This window comes from Desulfatiglans parachlorophenolica, from assembly GCF_055394735.1.
On the sequence record NZ_AP042460.1, the window covers coordinates 2,780,886 to 2,804,837 of the forward strand.

A 23,952-nucleotide genomic window follows, 5' to 3' on the forward strand; every position below is an offset into this window, starting at 1 on the left:
CCCGTTCCTTTGGTAAATTGACAATACCCCAACGCAAGCTAATGCCAAGTGTAGAAATCTGACCATGGAATGCGAGGTATTTTATGCTCTCCGTATAATCAAGGGAAAATTCCCGCGCCCACCGGGCAAGCCTCGGGTCGGAGTTGCCCCTCAGCCTCGGCGGCCAGCACTTTGAGCATACATTGGTATTGAGGCGCTGCCTGCAACAGCTTGGGCCCAATGGCGACGAGCTTGGCCACCTGTTCCTTGCTCAGCTTAAAAGAGGTGGGCAGACCTATGTAGTAGTGAGCGTCCTCGCCGGGGATTTGACTGGCCGCCTCGAATTTGATCTCGATCACATACGGGTCAATATCGGCTGCAAAAGGGATAGGCTTAGGGGCCTGAGGACAATATTTAGAGAGCAAAGCAACGCAGGCTTGGTCATCTTTTTGGGTCTGCACGCGGGCATAAAGGGCCTCGCGTAGTTTGGTCACGCTGTCATAACTGTAATTGTCCATAGCCACCGTGGCGGTTTTCTCTGCCACGGTGAAGAATCCTGGCGGTTTCTCTTTGCGGCTCAGTTGATCTCCACTTTGAGTGCGGGCGTTGACAACAATCAAAACCAGATGCTTGATGACACCCTGGTTGATACGGGTTCGGATGAAGCCGCGATCAAAGGCATCCAGAACAGCTCTTGCACCGATATTATCCGACAAACCGCCATCCATCAGATGAATAAAGCGATTCTCCTTGTCCAGATAGACGCTCAGGTTTTTGGCAGCATTGTAACGTTCAGTGGTCCAATTATTGGAGTCAATCGCGTTCTTGTACCACCAAGGAGCTGTGTAGCCTTCGGCCACCGGATAATTTTTCAGACTGATTGGGGTCAAAAGATAGGGAAAAGCGGATGAGGCCGCCACTGCCCTTGAGACCTGGTACAAATCAAGCCGCGAGCCGAGGGCGTCGAAAGATTCCTGGGTAAAGTCAAAACGCCGATCAGGACCCAAATTTGTAGCGTTGAGAATCACAAAAGGTCGCCCGTTACGTTGCAGCCGTTCAAACCCGGCCGCGTCGAAGATATCTCTATCGTACAACTCTGCTGCCATATCGATGCGACTGAAGTAAGGCGAAGCGAGCCGGACCCAGTTCACGGGGTTGAAAAGCCGGCTAGCCAACGCGCCTTGGACATCGCGCTCCAGGAAACGGACCCTGAAATCTTCAAATAGACGTTCCCGAAACAGTCCATAATAAGCTGCCGTGAAGGAACCTCCCGATACCGAGGAGATGCAATCCACTTCATCCAAAAGGCGCTTCTCCAGACCATCGACGCAAATAACCGTGTCCCGCAAGGCCTCCATAATACCGTAGGATAAGGCGGCCGCACGCGTGCCACCCCCTGAGAACATAAGGCAGATAAAAAGTGAATCACTATTAAGTGCCCCAGGATCGAGAGTATCAAACCGATAGCCTGACTTTGCATCGAAGGTTTGGCTTCGATCGTTGACGATGTATTGCGCACACCCTGTGAGGAGTATAAAAGCTGAAGTGAGGACGGCCATTCGAATGCCATACCTTTTCATCCTACGGCCTCTGCGAACTCAACAATCATCGGCATGAGGGATGACGTGTGGCGCAAATCAACGTCATATTTTTCAGGAATAAAATTCGGTGGGGGTCCGAGAGTCACTTCATAGACACCGCTTTCGAGCTCAAGTTTCTTGTTGGTGGTCCCCATGAACTCACCGTTGATCATCACGCGACGGCTGAGTGGGAACGATGCCATCAAATATTCCGTTGCCATGATCACCCATCCCTTTCTTGCTTGGTCTGCAATTAGCGGTTGACTGAAAGTAAAGGAACCAACGCTTAAGATTTTAAACGGAGCGAAGCTTGTCTTCATTCCGTTTAAAATCATGTTGAACTGAGCCGCTTCCACCCCGCTATGGGGATTTAATCCAACCCTTACCCCAGCCGAACCTTAGCGAAGCGGTTGGCTCTTTGACAATTGAATAGCGTTTTGGGCGCCCCAGGATCAAACATTGCGGCCTACGATGCATGCCGGAGGCGTCTGGGGGAAGGGATTCTGCAGGTAAGTGCATACGCTTCCTTTGCGATGATTCCTACGAATCGCCGGGGTATGGGGTTTGCGATCGGATAAAATGATCCTCATGGAGGCAAAGGAACTTTGGACGGGTTGAGAACTTCCTTGAGGATCATCTCTCCTTTCCCGCAATATGAGCAGGCCCTGGGATCAACACCAGTGGCCCTGGCAAGAAGGTCTTGCCACGCCTCCTTCCGCGGGTTTTCTTGGTAACCGCTAACGCCGGGAAGATTCCTGCAAAAAACCAGCTTCGTCCTTCGCCTCCGGTTGCTCAGGATGCCGTAGTGCCTGATCTTCATGAACCCATCAGGCAGGATATGCAGCAAAAAGCGTCGGATGAACTCAAAGGCATCCAGGGTCATGAGCTTTAGCGCGTCATGATCATTGCGATCACGATACCGGAAAGTAACCCGGCCATTCTCGAGCGCCACCAGTCTGTGATTCGAGATGGCAACCCGGTGGGTATAGCGACCAAGATAATCCACCACCGTTTCTGCACTCCTGAACGGTGATTTACAGTAAACCACGCACTCCTGTGCGTAAAGATCGTTGAGCACGGCCTTGAAGGTCTCCTCCTCCTCCTTCAACGACCCAATCCTGCCAGGGAATACCAGTTGCCCCTTTTCATAGGCCTCTTTAAGGCAGGCCAGGAACTTCCCCCGGGACAACCCTCCTCCCGTCACAATACAATGCACATGCGGGTGGTCCACCAGGGTCTGCGACCAGATATGCAGGATCGCCATGAAGCCCACTTCCGCTCCCAGGTACCTGCCATCTTGCGTCAACTCCTTGATGGTTTCCGATACCACCCTGAAAAAAATGCCATAGACCACCCCTTAATACAAATATTATTGTTTGTTTCAGATTAGGTTTTTGAGCCATATCATATTTCGGTTATTACGCTTTGCGATATTCAGGTTTTTGTGTTGTTTTTATTTCCCCCGGACGGTTTTCAACCTTCGTTCCGGTGTCACGCCGGAAAACCGATCCGGCCACTGAACCCACCCTGTCGGTTGGCAGAATATGCTGTCGGGAAGGGGCCTCGAATCTGCTCCAATGAGATTTTGACATTAGCAAATACGGACTGCAGATAAAGCTGTGAGTTTTTCCAGCGCGGAAATGCGAACCGGCTGGATCCACGGATCCCCCCGTTTCGGATCTTCACGCCTTCACTCCTCGATCGTTCCGCCCTTCCAAAAGCCCCCCATGTGCACCACCACGAAGTCCGCCCAAGCGGAATCTCGCTTTCGCTTCCGTCGCACAGCATCGTGGCCTTCAACTCCACGGTCTCGAGCAGCCTCCCGACTACCGTGGCCACTTCCCCGCTCCTGCCAGAGGCCGAGCAGCCCGCTGACAAGCACGATCACCAGGATGATTGCGGCGTCAATACGATTGCACAGGCCGAAGGAAAGCACAGCGCCCGCGATCGGGATGAGGATGATTGGGGTGGAGAACTGCCTCAGCAGGAACGCCGGCGGTCGGACAGCGTGTTGGGTCCTAATCGCTCGAGCCGCGACGCGGCCTCCGCAGCCGAAAGACACCCGCCTCGCTGGTTCCGAGTGCGCGCAGCAGCGCCTCGGCGGGAACGCTCCAGAACGGGAACGACCCCTTAACCGAGGTGTCCCTGACTTCACTGCCACGCGAGGAGAATGGCCAAAATCCTCCCGAAGAAAATGCCACCGAAGGTTCACACCGCCCAACCTAACGCTCACCTCCGAGCATGGAGCGCAGCGGGATTCCCATTCGAGTGCCTGGCATTGTCAGAACTTGTTTCCTCGTTCGTCTGCTTTGAATTCATGTGTTTTAGAAACATGAACAAGCGTTTCCAGCCCTGAACACAGAGCAAAACAAACGCTCCGATAGTTCCTACGGATGCTAAACTGATTGGGCATCCCTGTTGCCCACAGAAGGGACAAACGGCGAACATGGAATATAATCCTGTGAAGCCGAACCACCAGCCGAAGAATCTGAACATACGCCCAAATGGCGACACCCTTCTCTTGCTCAGTTTCAGTTCGGCTTCTTCTGATGACGGTTGTTTCTTGTTTGTATTTCCCATTGTTCTAACGTACCCATTATGCGCGGCTCTCAGCCGCCGCGTGCAACGGCTTGTTGGGATTCAATTTTTTGAATTTCCGATGGATTACGATGAACCACACAGTCGTGAATACAAGATATACCCCCAAGCAGATCTAGAAGTGCCTCAGCTTGGGGGCTCTGCATAGATAAATTCGAAATAAATGATGGAAAATGTCTAATAGTAGAATCATCATGAGGGAGCACAGCCAGATAAATGGTGTCAGCATGTATTCCAGTGTTTACTGGCGACGTTCCGGTGCAGACCAATAGTCTTTGTTTGGGAAATTGACTGCCCAATCGGGCATCTTCGGCATTGCCAGACTAAGGCCAAGGAAGGCTGCTGCCATGATGGCAACAGTCACAACGCATACAATTACGAGTGCATCTTGGACACCCATGCACCTGGCTATACGGATGCTCCAAAATAATAGGCGACTTGCTCTGGCAAACGGGGTTAATAATAGAGTGCCTACACTACACACGCTACGGAAAAAAGCACAAAGACAGGGATTGTCAATGTTTGTCTGTTCATAATTTGCAGTCCCTACGAAAAATTCAGCCGCGGAGTTTATGATGTCGGCTGAAGTGAAATATTCGCCGAAGGAGCCTCTTTAAAATTCACCCAATCTGGTAATGGGGAACTCGTTGCTTCAGCATAAAGTGTTTCGGGTGCTATATCTATTTCATCCCTCCATGTCAGCACTCCAAGTTCCTCATTAATTTTGAAATCTTTAAAAAAGGCCATATCCTGAAATTTTTCGAATATCCCACCCTTGCATAAATATTTGGAGAAGTCCACAATCCCTTTGGCACCATCCTCAAATGTCACCTCAATCTTATACCCGCCCTTATAATTTGCTGAAATTACATCTTTAAGCATGGTTTCAGTTCCACTATTTTAATGGATCAATTTTATTAAAACTTTGATTGTTTTTCGCTAATTCCCAATTATTCAAGAGTTCGTTCTTGTGTTGAGCAGCCCATTCAATCACAAGCCCCAATGCTCGTGGTGAGATATTGCCTTCCAGAATCCGGAATGATTCAATTTCTACTGCCACTTTCTCCCCGGCATATCTTGCATGGAAATGCGGCGGATTGTGATCATCGAAAAACATGCAATTATTATACCATAAAACCGGCTGATCTCAGGCACACTTAACTCGTTTCCATCCGGAAATGGTCTTTTTGGCCAATCTCGGCGTCAATCTGCACGTTTGCTTGTGCGGCGACCACCAGGTCGCCTCCGCGCAAACGCTTGATTTCCTTGATATTGGCAAAAAATCCTCATTTCCGGATTGGAAACTGGGTTGTACCGGGAAATCATTTCCGGATGGATACTAAATAGTGCCCGTCCGGAAAACGTAATTTATTGATAAGACCTAAAAAAAGCGCATTTTAAGGCGGACAATTTCCAGGATTTGTTGATATAACGTTATTCAAGCGACTGAAATAACGACAACAAATAGGAAAAGGCCACCAAAAAATGCGCAAGAAAAATCAGCAGCAGATGCCCTTGATGAATCCCGGGGTTAACCACCCGCATGCCGGAGATTACGAGCGGACAAGCGCCATCCTTGATGACCTTTCTATTATAAACGAGATAGTTTTGCAAGACCTTACTCACGGAATCAAAAATCGTGATAGGGGAGCTGAAGCCATGAGTGCAGAGCAAATCCTGCGTGCCGCGATCATCAAACAAGCTGAAGGTTTCAGCTATGAAGAACTTGCGTTTCATCTTGTCGACTCCAGAATGTATCGAAATTTTTGTAGGATCGGCATAACCCAAAAAGGGTTTAAAAAGACCGCTCTTTGTAGCAATATCAAATCCATTTCTGCTTCCACAATGGAGAATATAAACAATCAGGTCGTGGCATATGCTTTTGACAGAAAGATCGAACCTGAAAAACAGTTACGGATTGATTGCACCGTTGTAGAAACGAATATCCATAAATCACTTGATTCATCACTAATACGTCATCCAAAACAAGCATTTTGTTAAAGCTCCTGTTTTCTCATTTTATTGTACCGAAAAACTTTTGTAACATATACGTCATTCTGAATCACGATAATAAATGAGGGATGCAAATTTAAATCACCTTTTGTAAATCCGTTCGCGGGTGGTCTTAACTTTTTCTTCATAACGTGCCGGGCAGCCGCGCGGTCCAGGTCTTCCAGCCGGTTGGTGGCGCAGATGAGGATACCGTGGAAACTTTCCATCCGGATCAAGAACTCGTTGGTCAGACTGATCTCCCATGAGCGCTCGGCCCGATCGCGATTGAAGAGGAACGATTCCGCTTCGTCCATCAACAGGATCGCCTCGTCCATCTCCGCGGACTCGAAAGCTCGCCGCAGGTTACTCTCGGACTCCCCGACGTATTTCCCGAGGATATCGCTCGGCCTCGCCGTGATCAGTTCCCGCCCCAGGGTCTCCGCGGCGTGGCGGCCGAACTCCGTCTTACCGCTCCCCGGTGCACCATGCAGAAGGACGGTGCGCTGGCGTCGGTTGAAGGCCCTGAAGCGAAGGCTGAAGGGAACCGGCGCAGGACCGATTCCTCGATGTCATCGAGCCGGTTGGTGATCCAGATCATGCGCACCCCGGGATCGCCTTCCGCGTCCCTGATCTCCTCTTCCACCTCCGCAGCTCTCGGCGTCCAGGAGCGATGTGAGCTGAGCTTCCGCCTCTTCCTTCAACAGCCAGAAGACGGTCTCGAAAAACTCCCGGTCCAGGTACGGGTAGATCTCAAGGTGCCGCCAGATTATGATTTCGTGGCTCTGTTCAACCGCGAGTACGGTGTGATCAAGGACAAGCCCTTCCGGGTGGAGGCCGAATTCACCGGCTTTGCGGCGGTTTTTGTGGTGGAAAGGATTTGGAGCCCGGACCAGAAGATCGTCAGGAAGCCCGACGGCGGCATCCGGTTGATCTTCAGCGCTTCGTCCGAACCGGAGGTGCTGTCCTGGGTGCTGTCGTTCGGGGAGGAGGCCAGGCTGATCAAGCCGAAACGGCTGGTAAGGAAAATGAAGGAGAAGATTAAAAGAATGGATGATGTTTATTCTCTTATAATAAAAAAAGGAAAACATTCAAAAGTTTAGTTTGAAAAAAGGTCAGAAAAGTTTTAAAGCTCGAGGCATGAACTAAATCGGGATCAACAACCGGCAACGGAACCGAACCCTTTTGGACGGACTCTGCCTGGGGTGAGTATGGATTTTTCTGGCCTGATGTCTCGCACGCTTCTGCTGGATCTGGAAACGACACGCACGGGAAAGATCACACACTGGGGAGCCCAATTAAACCAGGAAAGCCGCCTGAAGAAGGAAGGGGCCGGGTCGAAAGCCGCCCTCCAGGAGCTGGACGAATTCGCCAGGGACGCTGACTTTGTTCTTGGCCACAATCTCCTGGGACATGATTTTCCCGTCCTGAAGACCATGTCCCCCTGGCTTGGGGTTCTCAACAAGCCAGTCATCGACACCCTCTACCTGTCGCCCATTGCATTTCCTGAAAACCCGTATCACCGCCTCGTCAAGAATTACAAGCTGGTTCGCTCTTCGGTCAACAATCCACTGGAGGATGCGAGACTGGCTGCCTCCGTATTCAAGGATCAGCATGAAAGCTTTCGTTCCCTGGCACAGAAAAATCCACACCTCACGGATTTCTATCGGTTTTGTTTCGATCAAAGTCAGTTCAACGGCTTTTCCGGGCAGGCGCTTTCCATGGTTTTTGCCGGGATGGCGCCCGCCGCGCTCAACACCGCTGTGGATGCCCTCGACTGTTTCCTGGCCCAAACGGATGGGATGGTCTGCAGGAACCGGGCAAAGGAGACCGTCCCGGGCCTGCTCTCGAGTCCGGAGAAACGCCCGGTGCTCGCCTACTGCATGGCCTGGCTTCAGGTAGCCGGCGCCAACTCCGTGCTGCCACCCTGGGTGAAGCATCAGTTCCCGGCGATCCCGGGTATCATTCAGACCCTGCGCGAGCGGTCCTGCGGCGATTCAGCATGCAAATACTGTAGAGCGAACCACAACGCGGAGGGACATTTGCAGCGGCTCTTCGGCTATCCGTCCTTCCGCGAAAAACCTGCAACGATTCAAGGCACGAGCCTGCAGAAAGCCATCGTGGAGGACTGCCTGCGCGATAGCCCCGTCCTGGGGATACTGCCCACCGGGGGTGGGAAGTCTCTCTGCTTTCAGCTGCCGGCCCTGGTTCGGTACTGGCGGCGCGGATCTCTGACGGTCGTGATTTCTCCCCTTCAGGCACTGATGAAAGACCAGGTGGACAACCTGATCAAGAAGACGGGCACGCTTTTCGCCGAGGCTGTCTCTGGACTCCAGACCCTGCCGGAGCGGGGGGAGGTGTTGGAACGGGTGAGGCTGGGTGACACCGCCATTCTGTATATTTCACCTGAGCAGCTGCGCTCTGTCAGCATTCGGAACATCTTGAGGCAACGGGAGATTGGCTGCTGGGTGTTCGACGAGGCCCACTGCCTGTCGAAGTGGGGGCACGATTTCCGGCCCGACTATCTCTATGCGGCAAGGTTCATCAGAGAGTATTCCAAAGAGCAGAACCAGCCTGTAGCGCCGATTTGCTGCTTTACCGCAACGGCCAAGCTCAGTGTCATCGAAGAAATCGTGACGCATTTTCGCGAAGAGCTTGGTCAGGAGCTGGTGCTTTATGCAGGCGGTGTGGAACGGCAGAACCTTTCGTTCGACGTGATTCCGGTCTCTCCGGCCGAGAAGTTCGAGAAGACCCACGAGATTGTTGCCGATCAACTGAACAGAAAAGACGAGCCGGGGGGTGTCATCGTTTATGCAGCGACTCGAAACGACACGGAGGAAATAAGGGATTTCCTTCATCACCAAGGGCTTGTGGCCGAGGCGTTCCATGCCGGCCTGGACGCCGGGGTGAAGCGGGAAATCATTGAAGCGTTCGTATCCGGAAAAGTCCCGGTGATATGCGCCACCAATGCGTTCGGTATGGGCATCGACAAGGACGATATTCGACTGGTGCTGCACTATCAGATACCGGGCTCCCTGGAAAATTACATCCAAGAGGCAGGGCGGGCCGGGCGCGACCTGAAACCGGCCCGATGCATCCTTCTGTACCATCCGCAGGATGTCAACAGACAGTTCAGCATGGGTGCGCTCTCCGAATTGAAGAGAGACGAAATCGCCCGCATCCTGCGTGCCCTCCGGCGGAAGAAACGAAACCAGTATGGCGAAATCGTCATCACGAGCGACGAGTTGTTGCGCGATGACGATTTGGCCGACATGCAGCAGTTACAAGCAGGCGTGAGAGAAAGCAGGGTCAGGACTGCCGTAGCTTGGCTGGAGAGGGCCGGATTCCTCGAGCGGAACAACAACCTGAACGAGGTGTTTCAGGGAAAGCTCCTGGTCAGCTCCCTTGAAGAGGCTCAAATCACCATGGATCGTCTGGACCTGCCGGAGAATAAGAGGTATCTCTGGCTCAATATTCTTCAGTACATCATGAACAGAGATGAATCGAAAGGGATACGGGCGGATTCCCTTGCCGAAGCACTGTTTCCCGAAAAGACGAGGATGCTCGAACTGGAAGCGAAAAGCGGGCTGACCCCTGCCCAGTATGTGATCCTGGCGCTTCATGACATGGCGGATGCTGGCTTGATCGACCAAGGGGTCATACTCTCCGCGTTTTTTCGCCCCAGAGGCAAGAACAGCGTATCAAGCATCCTCAAGGCCGTGTGTGAACTGGAAAATCAGCTTGTGCGGCTGATTCAGGAAACAGACCCGGACGCCGATGACGGCAGATGGGTTCCTCTGAACGTTAGCAGCCTGAACCAGCGCCTGAACAATGATGGGTACGCAACCAACACGGACATCCTGCGGCAGTTGATCAAGAGCATATCCTATGACGGGAAGGGTTTGGCCGCATCATCCGGCAGCTTCGAGGTGAAATATTTCGATCGAAACCTTTACAAGGTCAGGCTTCAGCGAAATTGGGAGAGCATCCTGAAGACCATTTCTTTGAGGCAGCGTGTGGCCCGGGTAATCGTGGATAAGCTGCTGGAGATGGCCGGGACGGATCCGGAAATCACAAGCGATGGGCTGACCGGGGATGTGCACCTGACGTTTGCGAGCAACGACCTGTCCGCTGCGATCCATTCAGATCTGTTTCTGAGCGCTGAAGTAAAAAAGGTGCTGCCCGCCATCGACAGGGCGCTCATGTTCTTGCACGAGCAGAAGGTGATCACCCTGGTGGGAGGGCTGGCGATTTTCAGGCAGGCCATGACCATTCGGCTTTTGGAAACCGCCAAACGTCGGATGTACAGCAAGGGGGATCACAAGCCGCTCGAGGTTCACCAGCGCGAAAAGCGGATTCAGGTCCACATCATGATGGCTTATGCCGCGCTCGCCCTTGAAAAGATCGCCAGTGCCCTGACGCTCGTACTGGATTATTTCTCACTCGGACAGGTCAAATTCATCAACAAGTATTTCAAGGAAAACAGGGAACTGCTCGAAAAAGCCGCCACCGCTGAATCCTACCGAATGATCGTGGAAAGCCTGAGAAATCCGGTTCAGATATCGGCGGTGGGAAAGCCGGTCGAAGACAACATGCTCATCCTGGCAGGGCCCGGATCCGGCAAGACGACGCTGATCGTGCACCGATGCGCCTATTTGCTGGAGGTGGAACGGATTCCTGCAAGGCGAATCCTGGTTCTCTGCTTCAACCACAGCTCTGCCATGGTTCTCAGAAAAAGGCTCCTGAATCTGGTCGGAAAAGCGGCAAGAGCCGTTACAATCAGCACCTATCATGGTGTGGCCATGCGGCTGGCCGGTATCTCGGTCCAGGATATGGCCAAAATACGCGACACAGAGAACAGCATAGATTTTGAGGGCATGATCAGGCGAGCGGTGGCACTGCTCAATGGGAAGGAGGAAATCCTCGGGGTTGAACCGGATGAGCTGCGCGAACGATTGCTGGCAGGATACAGCCACATATTGGTCGATGAATATCAGGACATCGATGAGGACCAGTACGAAATGGTTTCGGCAATCGCCGGGAGGTCGAAACTGGAAGACAGTAAACTGGCGCTGGTGGCGGTGGGCGACGACGATCAGAATATCTACACGTTCCGGGGGGCCAATGTCGAGTTCATCCGGCGGTTCCAGGAAGACTACCCGACAAAAGCCATCTATCTTGTTGAAAATTACCGTTCCACCCAGCATATCATCGCGGCTTCCAATGCCTTGATTCGCCACAATACGGACAGGATGAAAGGAAGCCACCCCATCCGCATCGACCATGTGCGGGAGGCCAATCTGCCAGGAGGACGATGGACGGATCTCGATCCCGTCAGCAGGGGGCAGGTCCAGATCGTGACGGTGCGGGATGTCCACCATCAGGCGGATTACATCAAAAGTGAAGTGGACAGGCTCCGGCAGTTCGACCCGAATGTAGGATGGAGCGATTTTGCCGTCCTTTCGAGAACCAGGATGCCGCTGGGCGCTATCCGCTGGCTGCTGGAAAAATCCGGATACCCTACCAGGACATCTCTGGACAGAGGCTTGCCGATGGCCAGTATACGAGAGATCCAGTCTGTCCTGGCATGGCTTCTGGAAAAGGAAAAAGAGAATGGACGTGCAAGCGATATCCGTGCCGGGCTCAACGCCATTCGGGGCGACAAAGAAAAAAATGCCTGGTGGCAACTGATTGAGTCTTTTTTTGAACATTACAAAGCGGAAACCGGCGATCACTTGCGGCCCATCGGTTGGGCTTGTGAGCGCTTCTATGAATTTCTGTGGGAGCAGCGACGGGAAAAGGTGATCGGTGAGGGGATCTTCCTGAGCACGATCCATTCCGCCAAGGGGATGGAATTTCCCCATGTGTTCATTCTGGACGGCGACTGGCCCGATGAAATGAACAGGCAACGCCGGGAGGAGGAAAGGCGGGTCCTGTATGTCGGAATGACCCGTGCCGAAGAGACCCTCAGACTGCTGAAGGTGCCGAAGCGAGGCAACCCGTTTTTGAAGGAAATCTCGGGAAATTCCGTCATGCCGATCACCTACCGAGGGAGTCCGGACGGTGTGAACCGTGTTCCCGCACGATACGAAATCCTGGGATTGGAAGATGTTTATGTGGACTACGCGGGCTGCTTTGCAGGCACCCATCCCATCCATAAACACCTGGCGAAGCTGGAAACCGGGCAGTTTGTCTCTCTGCAACAGAACCATTCGAAAATAGAAATCCGGGATTCAGCAGGTAGATGCGTGGGAAGGCTTTCGGAGGCGGGGCGCGGCAAGTGGCAAAATCGGTTGGGTTCCATCCTGGAAGCGAGGATCCTGGCAGTGCTGAGAAGGGATCAAAATGACCCCGATGCAGACTTTATTAAAAATATTAACGCAAAAGAGTGGGAATTGCCTCTAGTTGAGATAGTGTGTTCTCCCGATAGGATATGACTTCATGAAAATAGTATATTTACTTTGAAAAAGTATAAAACCCTATTTTTTGAAAAATCTAAGATTAATACCAATTCCTTACTCACCATATAATTGGTTTTCATCCGGAAATGGTCTTTTTGACCAATCTCGGCGTCAATCTGCACGTTTGCTTGTGCGGCGACCACCAGGTCGCCTCCGCGCAAACGCTTGATTTCCTTGATATTGGCCAAAAATCCTCATTTCCGGATTGGAAACTGGGTTCTATAAGAAAATCATTTCCGGATGGACACCAGCTATGCTATTAAGTCAGCAGTGAATAACGGACTGCATGTTAATTTTGAAAAAATCGACATATGTTTACAGAAAAATTTGATGAAAATGCTACGTTTGGCATAGAAAATCCTCTCCAGTATCTGTGCCAAACTTGTCGGATTTTTCAATAAATATCTTCATTCTCCTGGATTTTTCCACCGAAACCGTTTGTCTGAAAAATATTTTTCCCGCAATCGTAAACTCCCGTTCAGCACCGTTATACATTTCCTCATGAATTTCATCCATTGCTCCTTACAAAAAAAACTTGACGGGTTCTTTCAATTTTTTCTATCTTCCAATCGCTCCAAAAGGAAGGTTACCGCTGGCGCGTTCTGTCGAGCCAGGCGCAAGATTTCTTTCGAGGCTTTCGTTGAATTGAATGAGAAACTGCTTTCTGTCTTCTATCAGCCCTTCCCTATTCGGCGCTGGATGGCATTTCGTCTGCTGGCTATTGACGGATCTGCCATGCGTGTCCCTGACGACAATGAGACGAAAAAATTCTTCGGTGTTTGGAATCCCGCCAAAAATCGACCTGCCCTTTGGCCAGGGTTTCGTTGCTCTATGACGTCCTGGATCGGATCACCGTTGATGCACTCATGGTACCTAAAAGCGAAGGCGAACGGTCATTAGCTGCTAAACACATGCAGAGTACCGGTGAAGGGGACATTTTTCTTCTGGACCGAGGATACCCCGCATACTGGCTCCTTGCCCTGACCTTGAACCGGGGTTCTCAATTTCTTTGTCGAATCAAAAAGGATTCAGATCTTGTCAAGGAATTCCTCCGTTCCGGAAAACGCGAGGCCATCGTTACGCTCACACCGTCGCCAGCGGCCGCAAAATTCTGCGAAGAGAAGAATTTGAGCACCAACTCATTGAAGGTTCGCGTCCTACGGTTCACACTGAAAAACGGACTTAAAGTCGTTCTCATGACTTCCCTCTACGACAAGCGCCAGCTGCCTTTAGCGGAGCTCAAAGAGCTTTACACCAAGCGCTGGGCTGTGGAAACCGCCTACAGCCATTTCAAATGTCCTATCGAAATGGAGAACTTCTCGGGAAAGTCTCCCGCTGTCGTCCTCAAAGATTTTCACGCCAGAGTTCTAACAGCCAATCTGGCTGCCATGATCACTCACCCAGTTCAAGATGTGATTGAAGATCAAGCCAAAAACCATCCCGATCGGCCCAAGTACCAGGTCAACTTCACCTATGGGCTTTCGTCTATGAAAAACAACATTGTGCTCCTCTTTACTCGACGACATATCACTAAAATCCTTCAACCCCTTCTCACGCTCGTCGGTAAGTCTTTATCGATTATCCGACCAGGGCGGAAAATTCCCAGAAAGAGGGGGCCAAAACTGAAAATTGCCACTATGGCTTACAAGCCCATAGCTTAAGTCAATGATATTGACTATCGTACCTCAAGTTTCCATCTTCATTTGAGGTATCTTTCTATGTTATTCTTTTTAATGTATTCTAATGTCCTTTTCGAAAGATAGGTACCAATGGGAAATGCTACATACATAAGGCGAAGATAACTTTTGAATACGCCAAAGGTCAACCTATTTTGCCTGATTATCCCAACTCCCAATAGAAGGTGAAAAAATGATATTGAACCAATAAAAATCCAAACCTCAACGACATGGTCAATGTCCCGGAATTTAGTAAAAAAAACCAAAAAGCCGCAAAGCCCAAATATGAAAAAGAAATAGCCAAAATTCCTAATAGGTTTATATAAGTCTGGAAACAGCATAAACTATAAGTCCTTTTGGCTACTGCAACTTGCCCTGCACGCCTTGTGCATATCCTGTTTGATGAATTGCCCAGCCCAATCCTTGGCCGTCAAACCTGGGTTCCGGGTGGGTAGTCAAAGGGTGTATTTGATCACAGGGGGTGCATTTTTCCCTGGCGTCCGAGGCTAAATTTTGCTAAGGTGCTTTGCCAGGAGGGAACAGCACCTTGGCAGAGACCCTGTATCAAGTTCGCGGCCGTCAGATCAGAGAGGAAGACCTCTCGTTTATCCGCGATACCATCTCCCGGTATTGGGAACGCGGTCGAACCGCCATTTCCCGAGTGCTGTGTGAGCACTGGGACTGGCGGCAGCCGAACGGGCAGATCAAAGGGATGGCCTGCCGTGCGCTGCTGCTCAAGCTCCAAGAAAAAAAGCTCGTCAACCTCCCCCCGTCTTTGTCCACAACGAATCATCGGAAGCCCCGCAAGGCTGTTCGACGCAGCTATAGCTACGACACCTCGGAGATTCACGGAACGGTCTCCGAGTTTGGCTCTTTGAAAATCGAGATGGTCCGGCGCACCCCGAATGAAGGCCTGTGGGATCACCTGGTCGACAAATACCATTACCTGGGGCGCCCCCGAATCGTCGGTGCATACTTGAAGTACCTGGCCTACCTGGATGGACACCTGGTGGCTTGCCTCGGTTGGGGCTCAGCGGCCTGGAAGGTGGAATGCCGCGACCGGTTCATCGGCTGGCAGCCTCCTACCAGGGAAGCGAACCTCTACAAGGTCATCAATAACGTCCGGTTCCTGATTCTGAACTGGGTTTCGGTGGAACACTTGGCCTCGAAGCTTCTGAGCGCCAACATCCGGATGCTTCCGGGGGACTGGCAGGCGTTTTACCGCCATCCCGTTGCCTTGCTCGAAACCTTCGTGGACACCACTCGGTTCCAGGGCACCTGCTACCGGGCAGCCAACTGGGTCTATGCAGGACTGACCAAGGGGCGTGGACGCTACGACCGCTATAACCGCTGCATGGAACCGGTCAAGGCGGTCTACCTCTACCCGCTTGGCAAGCGTTTCCGCGAGGCGCTCCATGGCTGAAACGACTCTTTTTCCCGAAGGGATCGCCTTGACCGAAGAGGGGATGCAGGATGTCCCGCGCTCCGTGCTCATCTATATCAATCTCGCCCTTGTGGAGGAAAACCGCGAACTCCGAAAACGGATCGAACACCTCGAAGCGCGTCTGAACAAGGATTCCTCCAACTCGGATCGGCCGCCGTCCTCGGATCCGCCCTTCAAAAAGAAAAAATCCGGGAAGAAAAAGAAAGACACCGATCGACGGAAACTGACCCATCCGGGGCACCGGCAGGAGATGCTCCCGCCGAAGGAAACCCGAGTCATCCTTCCGGAAATCTGCACCTGCGGCAACCGCGAGTTCCCCGAAACCGAACCGTATTATACGCACCAAGTCATCGAACTGCCGCCGATCGAACTCGAGGTCATGCACTTCGAACTGCACCGAGGCAGGTGCCCGGTCTGCGGCAAGATGCAAAAGGCCACCGTCCCCAAAGAACACCGGACAGGCTACGGTCCCAGGCTTTCAGCCATGATCGCCGAGATGGCGGGCACCGGAGGCAGACAGTCGCTCAACGATTCAAACCTTCTGCGCTTCGGTGCTTGGGTTCCATATCAGCCTGAGCGCCATCCAGAAGATCATCGATCGGGCCTCGGCCGCGATCCAACCCCACTATGAAACGATCGGCCAGGCAGCCAGACAGGCGCCGGTCAACCACATCGACGAGACCAGCCACCGCCTCAACGGCTTCCTGCAATGGCTGTGGGTGATGGCGGGGCCGGCAGTGGCTTTCTTCATGATCCATTCCAACCGCTCGAAGGAAGCCTTCGAAGCCCTGATCAAGGACTGGACCGGCATCCTGGTCTCGGACGGATACGGCGTGTACCGCAAATGGGTCGGACTGCGGCAGACTTGCCTTGCTCATCTGATCCGCAAGGCCAAGGAACTCTCCGAAAGGAAAGACCCGGACATAAAACGTTTCGGTCTCTGGGCAACCCATGAACTCCAACGACTATGTCATATGGCCAAGGATCCCCCCTCCGTCGGAGATTGGCAGGCCTTTTATGCTCGTTTGATCCGCTTGATCACCCTTCATGAGAAGCGCAAGGATGATGCCGGCAGATTTGCACGCCGTCTCCGCAGGGAGATCGAAAGCCTTTGGACGTTCCTCTCGGAGCAGGGGGTGGATCCCACGAACAATCATGCCGAGCGGATGCTTCGATTCGCCGTGCTGTGGCGTAAATCCAGCCAGGGTACGTCCAGTGAAAAAGGCAACCGCTGGGTGGAGCGTATCCTCTCACTCAGGCAGACCTGCCGGCTTCGGAAAAAGACAACCTTCCCCGTCCTTGTCGATGCCTTGCGCGCCTACTTCCGGGGTCAGGAACCCGACCTCTCCTGGATCGCCCAGCCCACCGCCTGATCCAGATCCTGTGATCGATTACGGCGCAAGCACCATTCACTGACTCATAAAAATTAATAGCGATAAAAAGGCCATTAAAAGAGGAACTCCAATAGATAAAGTAAACAGTATCTTCGTTTGCTGCCGCAGCCTCCAGACTTGTTTATCCTTCTTTAATAAAGGGAGATTTTCCTTTTTAATGAAAAAGAAAAGCTTGTTAGGATCCGCATACGGTTTGAATGCATTTGAGATTTTATTTTTCGCAATCTCAGGGTACTTTTTTCGAAAGATATAGAACATCCTAGTGCCTTGAATAAAAGTCAAAACCCAGCAACTTATTATAATTATAAAAATAGTTGTAATAATATTTTCCATATTCACTATTTATTACTTCCCCAAATTTTGGTATACGTTGCGTAGCCGTGCCCTTCAGCAGAAGTCCCTGCGCCAACACCAAAGCTATAAGTATTTGAAGGCAACGCATCTGATATGGGGGTGTTTCTTTCGTAACCACCAGTAAGGACCTCACCTACAGATCCCCCAGCCGTCCCTGCCCATCCACTAACATCATCAATACATGGATTATCTGAAGTTGTGATATCTAAAGTTAATGAGGCGGAAGCACCACCATGCAACCCTGCACCGCCCGTTGCATAATAACCAAAATCCCAATTTCCAGTTTTTGGGTTATGCCCAATAATTATACCAGCACTTTTAGTTGACCCCGCTAATCCGCCTGCATTAAAACCTAAACCAATCTGCCATGTCCTTAATCCCCACGGGCCAGCAAAGTTAATCGGATTGTTTAGGCAATAGCCGTAAAGATCTGTATCCCCTCCCGCGAAACCGATGGGGTCTTTGGCGGTCCAGCGGCCGGTGGCGGGGTCGTAGTCGCGGAATCCGAAGCGCACCAGGCCCGTGTCGGGGTCGTGGAGACCGCCGGCGAAGCCCAAGGGGATGGCAAGCCCCGGGTTGCTGTCGGAGACGATATTGCCGAAGGCGTCGTAAGCGATCTCTTTGACCACATTGCCCTGGCCGTTCACCACCAGGCGGAGCGAGCCGACCGGGTCGTAGAAGAGGTGAGAGCGCACGCCGTCTTCTCCGGTCATGGCGACGGGGAGACGGCCGTCCGCGTATTCGAAGCGGAGTTGGAGCCGGTCGTTTGCGTCATAGACCGCGAGGAGCCGGGTCAGGCCCTGCCAGAGGTATTTCTGGGTGAGGGCACCGTCGATCTTTTTTGCGATGCGCCGGCCAAGGGGATCGGAAACGTACTCGATCAGCCTACCGTCCGCGAGGCTGACCGACAGAAGCTCGCCGCGGCTCGCGTAATCATACCGGGTCCTCGTGCCTCCGACGTCCCGGTAGAGCAGAAACCCATCGAGATCATAACCAAAAGAGGTCTGCCCGGTGCTCACCAGGTGATCCTCGATGGAGTACTCATAGGCGCGGCCGGCGATATCCCGCAAGGCGTTGTGCTCCCAGACCCGCCGGCCGTTTTCATCATAGCGGTATTCCTCCACGAACCGGCCGTCGAGGTGAACCGTGGCAAGTCGTCCGGCCGCATCATAGCCGTAGTCGTAGACGGCCGTCCTGCCGTTCAGGACCTCGGTGCGGCGGGTGATCCGCCCGGCTTTGTCGCGGAGAAGCTCCCACGAGGAAAGGGCGCCAGGTCCCGTCCGCGGCCAGCGATCCCAGGCCGGCATAGCGGACCCTGCCTTCACGATAGGGGGCCGCGTTGCTCGGGAGGTAGACCAGGGGGGCGGGCTCGCTTTGCCCCTCCTCCAGCACATAGATCCGCAGGTCGAAATCGCCTTCGAATCGCTGGGTCCACTGGAGGATATGGTTCTCGGCCGACCAGCGGAAGCGCGGGCCGGTGTTCGTCAGCCAAAACGTTGTCAGCGGATTCGGGCTGTCCAGGATGATCACCCGGCTTTGCCGTCCCTCGTCATAGAGATTCGAGAGCGTTGCCGTTCCAGCATCCGGACCTGTGATGCGCCAACGGTTCGTCCGGCCGTCCTCGGCATCCTCGAACACCATGACCCGGCTGTGCGCGGCCCCGGCAGGGAGGAGGAAAAGGAAGGTGATGATCACAAAAAGTGAAAGAAAAGCTGCTCTGCCATGGTTCATATCCGCCCTCCCGGCTTCTGGTTGCCATCATCACGGATCGGCCTGGCACTGGAAGGCGGCTCTTTGTGCGTATGCCCACAACGGTGTGCACGCCTTCGGCCTGCGCAAGTCAGGCAGGGATCTACCGCAAGTTCTGCGCCAAGCTGGGTGAGGGCTGCGCCATCGGGCGGTCGCTATTCATGCTGCAGGCATGCATCCGGTTGAATTTATGCGGATAGGGGATTTTTTGCTCGGGAGGAGGTTCGGCCGGGAACGGGGACGGACAAGGCAATGGGGGATCCACGAACGGGCCTTAAAACGGGTCGATGCACAATCGAGTGGGCATTGCTGCGGGGATTCAGGCCACCGATGAGCCTCGGATGGATCCGATCTCCGCGTTTTGGCGGACCGGCGATATGCTTCGTCAAACCTTCGGGTTTCGGGGCGGCGCCCTTCTCGATACCCTGAAGAGTCTGCTTGAAGCCAGGACGATGGGCGGCCTCGAATCTCCTTACCAGCAATAGTGCACCGGCAATCGTCGGCCGCAAAACCTCTCCGCCCCACCAAAGATAGCCGCGCGACAGCAACAAGCGCAGCAAGTCCTTCGGGTCGATCCCTTCCCGGTCACTATCCTGCGCAGCCGCCATCATGTCGCGCGCGATGTCGGGATCCATGGCAGCCAGCCGACCGGTTCGGGCTCGAACGGCGATGCGGACTGCAGCGTCATCCGCGACAGTTCGATCTGACGCCGAAGGGGCACAGGGACGTAGGTCATTTTGATATGCTCGCGCAGACGCCCGCCGATCACCCGCAACAACCCGGCCTCGTCGGTGAAGCGGCTGTAGGGTTGCTTGTCGCACTCGATTTCCTTGAGGAAAGTCTCCACCTTCGGTTCCCGCCGCGTCGAACGCGGCCCCTCGATGCAAACCACTCTTTCAAAGGCCCTACAATCGGTTCTAGCTCTGACAAATCCACGGTTTTTATAGACAGGCCTTTTTGCTCTCCTAACCTTTTAAAAACAGCATCTGCTGGGGAGCTATCAGTTAGTTTCCATCCGGAAATGGTCTTTTTGGCCAATCTCGGCGTCAATCTGCACGTTTGCTTGTGCGGCGACCCACAGGTCGCCTCCGCGCAAAGGCTTGATTTCCTTGATATTGGCCAAAAATCCTCATTTCCGGATTGGAAACTGGGTTCTATAGGAAAATCATTTCCGGATGGGCACCAGTTAAGATCCAATGTCATTGACTTAGAATTTATCGGTAAATAATGTCTACTTTTCGGTAGGCGATGATAGCAGCAGCCATATGCAGTAAAGCCATATAGGTATCGCTGAGCTTCTCATAGCGAACCAGGATTTTACGGAAGCGATTGAACCATGAATGACTCACTTCAACCACCCACCTTCTGGCTTTCCATGCGGGATTGCGCTTTTTTTCCTCGATCTCCTCCCCCCGTGTTTTCACGTGGGGAATATAACCGTGGGCAACGGTGGTCTCCAATGCCGGTTTGCCATCATAAGCTTTATCCGCGCACAGATTCTGCTGGATATCGGTGGGACGGTCGATGACGATTTCTTCCAGCACCAGTTCCAACTGGGTCACATCATGCCGGTTTGCTCCGGTCACGACGAGCGACAGCGGGACACCACGGCCGTCCACCAGCAGATGGCGCTTGGTTCCATTTTTTTCCCCTGTCGGTCGGATTCCGACCAACCGCTTCCAGCGCCAGGGGAGCCTTGACCATCGCCCCGTCGATGCTTTGCCAACTCCAGGCGATGCCCTCCATTTCATCGTATTCGGCAAGCCCGGCTCTCCACAAGGCGACAAAAAAGCCTGCGCGCATCCAATGCATGAAATGGGTGTGGATAGCGCTGGGACTTCCGAAACGTTCCTTGGGAAGCGCTTTCCACTGACAGCCGGTTCTGAGCACGTATATGATGGCTTCAAAAATCTGCCGGGGGAGCATCGGCCTTCTTCCGCCGCCGATTTTGCGCTTGTAAGATTTTTAATGATTTCCGCTCGTTACAGTTTGTCCCGTTCGGCGACAATTCTTCTTCTCCTAGAGCCCACACCGGTCTCCGTTGCGCCGCAACCACTCTTCATGGGTTTCATATTCCGGGGCTGCCCGACTCACTCGTTCTTAAAATTACGGGCTGTGGTTGTGTTCGTGAAGATGTACCGACTCATGAAGGATCAGAAAAACACCAAAGCCCTGCGGACCTCCCCGTACACCTTCATGCCGAGGCATCACCAGGATCAAGACCTCTAACCCCTATCCCGGCCGGAGGCCCCTTTGCGTCTCCCTGCCTCCGTTTCATCCTTGCACGCTGAAAAAAATTCACATATTGGCCTCTGCACGCCCGCCGAAAGGACCCAAAAGAAAAAGAAAAAGGAGGTTTCCATCTCGGCTGAGAATAGAAAATCTCGGTGTTGGCTGAAACTCGATTTCAATTCTGGAGGAGGATCAAAATTGCGCCGTCCCAGAGGGTTGTCTTTTTTCGGCTTTCATTTCGATGAGATAGATAGGATGGATAAATAGGTCTTTTGGATTCGTCTTCTGAGCGAGAAAGGGAAATTGATGGATTTGTTCATCAATCTGAATGGAGTAACCCTAGGATTACGATGCCGCATACTGGAATAGGCACGTATCCTGATACAATCCATTTAATTCCTGGTTTAGAATCAAGTTTGAGTGAGCAATAATGGCCATCGAATTTCCATGTATCCCCCGCCTTCGCTTCGAGGATATTTGCTGTCTTAACTCGGTTCCGTTCCAGGTCCATGTTCTTGTGGCTGTAGCCCCAAAGAGAGGTCGCAGTCTTGATCCATTCCAAACATAAACATTGGTTGCAGAGCCCCCACAGGCCGGTTTGAGGGTTTTTCCGTCAAAGTTCCAACTATTCTTCCAGCTTGATCCAAAATTTAACCTGAGCACGCGACCATTCCAAACATACGTATTCGATGTATTCGCACTGAGAATTGGCCTGATTTCTCCGATGGTCTCACCATAGCCGGTATTTAAATGAGACATCGAAATTATGAGTAGTATCAATATGAAAAATACATGTTTCATTCGATCAACGATAAAAAACACTCTCAATTAAAAATAACTTTACAGCAATGTAATGAGTTTCCTGTTTAAGAAAGAGGTTCATTTCCTCCCATCATTCCTTCTTCAGATCACTGATGATATGCTGCCTGGCAGCTTCTCCCGACTGGATGCCGGACAGCTCAACCGTCCGCCTGATATCTCCTTTGTGATGCTGCACCTTTCTGTAGCGCATACCGTATTCTTCACTTCCGGCAAACACATCCAGCCGTCTTTGAACGGCTTCATATACCTTTCTGATAAGCCTCCTGGTTTCATTACAATGAACATCGAAGCTACGCATCCTTACAATCCCTGCGCTCCACTAATTTTCCCACATCTCGATGATCGAAACTACAGACCTGGATACAGCCTCGAGGTTCCGAGCCGATTCCGCCGTGCTCTTGAATGCGTTTTCAGCCCTCGTAGATCCGGAGATATACGTATGTTCATGGCTGTATCTGGTCGTCGGACAGGTGGCGGGCGACGGCCCTGAGGCATCGCATAAGCCGGCCCAGTGTGTGGTAACGGTGTACCCGCTGTGGCCGCCATATCCTTCCAGAGGGTGATAGACATAGTTGGCCGTCGACCACTCTTGCAGTGGCAAGGACGTGGGTGTGGCACAGGCCGCACCGAGAACCCCGACCAAAACGATCGCACAAAGCATCCTGAAAAGTGCTCTCATCCTTACCCCCCTATGATTTTTAGCGATAGCTGCCCGGCGGCAGATCGCAAGCGTCTCCGGCACCCAGAGTCAACTCCACTCTATCAGACTCAGCTTCAGCTTCGTGCCAGTCAATCCAGGATGGAAGAGACACCCCTCGTATGCCATCGAGAGCCGCTGCAACTGTTCGGATGTGCTGTCGAAGAAGTCCAGGCCTTTCTGATGTTGAAAGTCCACGTAGGATATCTCCAGGATGCCCCACAGTGCACCAAGGCTCCCACAGCCCGGGTTTCCCTGGAGAAGTAAGGCGCCTTGCACCACCATTCCCGTCAACGTGGCCGGTTCCGCACAGCCCCGCTCTCGGAAGACGACGGACACATGCCCTTTGCGATCCCTCTGTACGCTCCTTAAACTCTCAAGATGACATTTCAAGCAGTTGTATTCGCCGAATTGGCCGCAGCCCAGGAACGTGTTGTGAATGGTGAGGAGAAAGCTCGGGGTAAAGTCGAATGCCCCGGCAGCGGTTGTGAACTCGAAATCGAAAGCCTGATTGGAGCAGGCCCCCTGCGGCATCCTGGGTGTCATGGACATGATGAGGTTTTGAGGGGCCTTGAGCATGGAAGCAACCACTCCCGCCATCGCTGCGGCGCCGGGAACGGCGGGGTCATAGACAAAACACCCCAGCCTGAGGCGAGCGGCTTCGGCCAACACAGGCATCAGATCCCCGGCATCGGCTATCTCGTAGAGGCCCTGCTCTGAGTGGACATTCATGGTGACGTGCTCACAAGGTTTCAGGATCGGGTCGATTTGCCGCAGTCTTTGAAAGTGTCCCATCACCGCTCTTCCGTATTTTCCAATGAAGAAGATCGCGAACTCGGGCGAGACCAATGTTTGTGTCCGCGCCGGGCTGCCCCAACCAAGGCTGGTCAGTGGACCGAGGCTGAGGGCAGGGATCCCCAGAATGACTGTCTTGATGAACGTTCGCCGTTCCATTCTTTTCCTCAACAATGTCTGTA

At 52.7% G+C, this 23,952-nt stretch carries 25 protein-coding genes and 1 pseudogene; 11 read left to right on the plus strand and 15 right to left on the minus strand.

The window, feature by feature from the left end; genetic code table 11:
* Positions 1-98: 98 nt before the first annotated feature.
* The 3 genes from ACZ500_RS13015 to ACZ500_RS13025 all read right to left on the minus strand — a co-directional run bounded on the left by ACZ500_RS13015 (position 99) and on the right by ACZ500_RS13025 (position 2,913).
* Positions 99-1,559 carry a patatin-like phospholipase family protein gene (locus tag ACZ500_RS13015; protein WP_464232902.1) on the minus strand — a complete coding sequence of 487 codons (1,461 nt, stop codon included), beginning with the start codon at positions 1,557-1,559 and terminating at the stop codon, positions 99-101.
* Complete coding sequence (locus tag ACZ500_RS13020; protein WP_464232903.1) at positions 1,556-1,915, minus strand: hypothetical protein; 360 nt, start codon at positions 1,913-1,915, stop codon at positions 1,556-1,558. The genes ACZ500_RS13015 and ACZ500_RS13020 overlap by 4 nt, the downstream gene beginning before the upstream one ends.
* A 230-nt stretch (positions 1,916-2,145) precedes the next feature.
* A complete protein-coding gene (locus ACZ500_RS13025) occupies positions 2,146-2,913 on the minus strand; it encodes an IS91 family transposase (RefSeq protein WP_464232904.1) in 768 nt (255 codons plus the stop codon).
* A 435-nt stretch (positions 2,914-3,348) separates the two neighbouring features.
* Here ACZ500_RS13025 and ACZ500_RS13030 point away from each other — a divergent pair, with 435 nt between their 5' ends.
* Positions 3,349-3,693 (plus strand): hypothetical protein, encoded by a 345-nt coding sequence (locus ACZ500_RS13030; RefSeq protein ID WP_464232905.1) that lies wholly within the window; start codon positions 3,349-3,351, stop codon positions 3,691-3,693.
* A gap of 1,034 nt (positions 3,694-4,727) precedes the next feature.
* On the opposite strand, the gene ACZ500_RS13035 is transcribed toward ACZ500_RS13030, so the two are convergent.
* A complete protein-coding gene (locus tag ACZ500_RS13035) occupies positions 4,728-5,039 on the minus strand; it encodes a DUF2442 domain-containing protein (protein WP_464232906.1) in 312 nt (103 codons plus the stop codon).
* Positions 5,040-5,052: 13 nt separating this feature from the next.
* On the minus strand, positions 5,053-5,217 hold the full coding sequence (locus ACZ500_RS13040) for a DUF4160 domain-containing protein (protein ID WP_464232907.1): 165 nt from the start codon (positions 5,215-5,217) through the stop codon (positions 5,053-5,055).
* A gap of 118 nt (positions 5,218-5,335) precedes the next feature.
* On the opposite strand from ACZ500_RS13040, the gene ACZ500_RS13045 reads away from it, so the two are divergent.
* Positions 5,336-5,500: a hypothetical protein gene (locus ACZ500_RS13045; RefSeq protein ID WP_464232908.1), complete on the plus strand. Its 165-nt coding sequence runs from the start codon at positions 5,336-5,338 to the stop codon at positions 5,498-5,500.
* 142 nt (positions 5,501-5,642) lie between these two features.
* Positions 5,643-6,158, plus strand: coding sequence for a transposase (locus ACZ500_RS13050; RefSeq protein WP_464232909.1), 516 nt, complete (start codon positions 5,643-5,645; stop codon positions 6,156-6,158).
* On the opposite strand, the gene ACZ500_RS13055 is transcribed toward ACZ500_RS13050, so the two are convergent.
* Positions 6,155-6,709: an ATP-binding protein gene (locus ACZ500_RS13055; RefSeq protein ID WP_464233047.1), complete on the minus strand. Its 555-nt coding sequence runs from the start codon at positions 6,707-6,709 to the stop codon at positions 6,155-6,157. The genes ACZ500_RS13050 and ACZ500_RS13055 overlap by 4 nt on opposite strands.
* Here ACZ500_RS13055 and ACZ500_RS13060 point away from each other — a divergent pair.
* The 3 genes from ACZ500_RS13060 (at position 6,635) to ACZ500_RS13070 (ending at position 12,870) form a co-directional block, all read left to right on the plus strand.
* Positions 6,635-7,249, plus strand: coding sequence for a helix-turn-helix transcriptional regulator (locus tag ACZ500_RS13060; protein ID WP_464232910.1), 615 nt, complete (start codon positions 6,635-6,637; stop codon positions 7,247-7,249). The genes ACZ500_RS13055 and ACZ500_RS13060 overlap by 75 nt on opposite strands.
* Before the next feature lie 108 nt (positions 7,250-7,357).
* Positions 7,358-12,583, plus strand: coding sequence for a RecQ family ATP-dependent DNA helicase (locus ACZ500_RS13065; RefSeq protein WP_464232911.1), 5,226 nt, complete (start codon positions 7,358-7,360; stop codon positions 12,581-12,583).
* 110 nt (positions 12,584-12,693) lie between these two features.
* Positions 12,694-12,870, plus strand: coding sequence for a hypothetical protein (locus tag ACZ500_RS13070; RefSeq protein ID WP_464232912.1), 177 nt, complete (start codon positions 12,694-12,696; stop codon positions 12,868-12,870).
* A gap of 76 nt (positions 12,871-12,946) precedes the next feature.
* On the opposite strand, the gene ACZ500_RS13075 is transcribed toward ACZ500_RS13070, so the two are convergent.
* A complete protein-coding gene (locus tag ACZ500_RS13075; RefSeq protein ID WP_464232913.1) occupies positions 12,947-13,123 on the minus strand; it encodes a hypothetical protein in 177 nt (58 codons plus the stop codon).
* 308 nt (positions 13,124-13,431) lie between these two features.
* Between ACZ500_RS13075 and ACZ500_RS13080 the strand changes: the two genes are divergently transcribed.
* From ACZ500_RS13080 to tnpC, 4 genes are all read left to right on the plus strand, one after another.
* Positions 13,432-14,268, plus strand: a complete 837-nt coding sequence (locus ACZ500_RS13080) for a transposase (protein WP_464233048.1) — start codon at positions 13,432-13,434, stop codon at positions 14,266-14,268.
* A gap of 562 nt (positions 14,269-14,830) precedes the next feature.
* Complete coding sequence (locus ACZ500_RS13085) at positions 14,831-15,706, plus strand: Druantia anti-phage system protein DruA (RefSeq protein WP_464232914.1); 876 nt, start codon at positions 14,831-14,833, stop codon at positions 15,704-15,706.
* Entirely contained in the window at positions 15,699-16,358 is a 660-nt protein-coding gene (locus ACZ500_RS13090; protein ID WP_464232915.1) for a DUF6444 domain-containing protein, read from the plus strand. Before ACZ500_RS13085 ends, ACZ500_RS13090 begins: the two co-directional genes overlap by 8 nt.
* Positions 16,279-17,100 (plus strand): IS66 family transposase, encoded by an 822-nt coding sequence (tnpC, locus tag ACZ500_RS13095; RefSeq protein ID WP_464232916.1) that lies wholly within the window; start codon positions 16,279-16,281, stop codon positions 17,098-17,100. The genes ACZ500_RS13090 and tnpC overlap by 80 nt, the downstream gene beginning before the upstream one ends.
* A 359-nt stretch (positions 17,101-17,459) precedes the next feature.
* On the opposite strand, the gene ACZ500_RS13100 is transcribed toward tnpC, so the two are convergent.
* The 4 genes from ACZ500_RS13100 to ACZ500_RS13115 all read right to left on the minus strand — a co-directional run bounded on the left by ACZ500_RS13100 (position 17,460) and on the right by ACZ500_RS13115 (position 20,071).
* Complete coding sequence (locus ACZ500_RS13100; protein ID WP_464233049.1) at positions 17,460-18,701, minus strand: RHS repeat-associated core domain-containing protein; 1,242 nt, start codon at positions 18,699-18,701, stop codon at positions 17,460-17,462.
* Complete coding sequence (locus ACZ500_RS13105) at positions 18,643-19,206, minus strand: hypothetical protein (RefSeq protein ID WP_464232917.1); 564 nt, start codon at positions 19,204-19,206, stop codon at positions 18,643-18,645. The genes ACZ500_RS13100 and ACZ500_RS13105 overlap by 59 nt, the downstream gene beginning before the upstream one ends.
* Before the next feature lie 206 nt (positions 19,207-19,412).
* Positions 19,413-19,859, minus strand: coding sequence for a hypothetical protein (locus tag ACZ500_RS13110; RefSeq protein ID WP_464232918.1), 447 nt, complete (start codon positions 19,857-19,859; stop codon positions 19,413-19,415).
* Complete coding sequence (locus ACZ500_RS13115; protein WP_464232919.1) at positions 19,832-20,071, minus strand: hypothetical protein; 240 nt, start codon at positions 20,069-20,071, stop codon at positions 19,832-19,834. The genes ACZ500_RS13110 and ACZ500_RS13115 overlap by 28 nt, the downstream gene beginning before the upstream one ends.
* Positions 20,072-20,245: 174 nt before the next feature.
* Here ACZ500_RS13115 and ACZ500_RS13120 point away from each other — a divergent pair, with 174 nt between their 5' ends.
* Entirely contained in the window at positions 20,246-20,452 is a 207-nt protein-coding gene (locus ACZ500_RS13120; protein WP_464232920.1) for a hypothetical protein, read from the plus strand.
* On the opposite strand, the pseudogene ACZ500_RS13125 reads toward ACZ500_RS13120, so the two are convergent.
* From ACZ500_RS13125 to ACZ500_RS13140, 4 genes and pseudogenes are all read right to left on the minus strand, one after another.
* Positions 20,439-21,183 (minus strand): annotated as a pseudogene (locus ACZ500_RS13125) (IS5 family transposase); the annotation flags it as partial. The gene ACZ500_RS13120 and the pseudogene ACZ500_RS13125 sit on opposite strands and share 14 nt — an antisense overlap.
* A 1,165-nt stretch (positions 21,184-22,348) precedes the next feature.
* A complete protein-coding gene (locus tag ACZ500_RS13130) occupies positions 22,349-22,576 on the minus strand; it encodes a DUF6915 family protein (RefSeq protein ID WP_464232921.1) in 228 nt (75 codons plus the stop codon).
* A 21-nt stretch (positions 22,577-22,597) separates the two neighbouring features.
* Entirely contained in the window at positions 22,598-22,957 is a 360-nt protein-coding gene (locus ACZ500_RS13135; RefSeq protein ID WP_464232922.1) for a hypothetical protein, read from the minus strand.
* Positions 22,958-23,026: 69 nt separating this feature from the next.
* Positions 23,027-23,929, minus strand: coding sequence for a hypothetical protein (locus ACZ500_RS13140; RefSeq protein WP_464232923.1), 903 nt, complete (start codon positions 23,927-23,929; stop codon positions 23,027-23,029).
* Positions 23,930-23,952 lie beyond the last annotated feature (23 nt).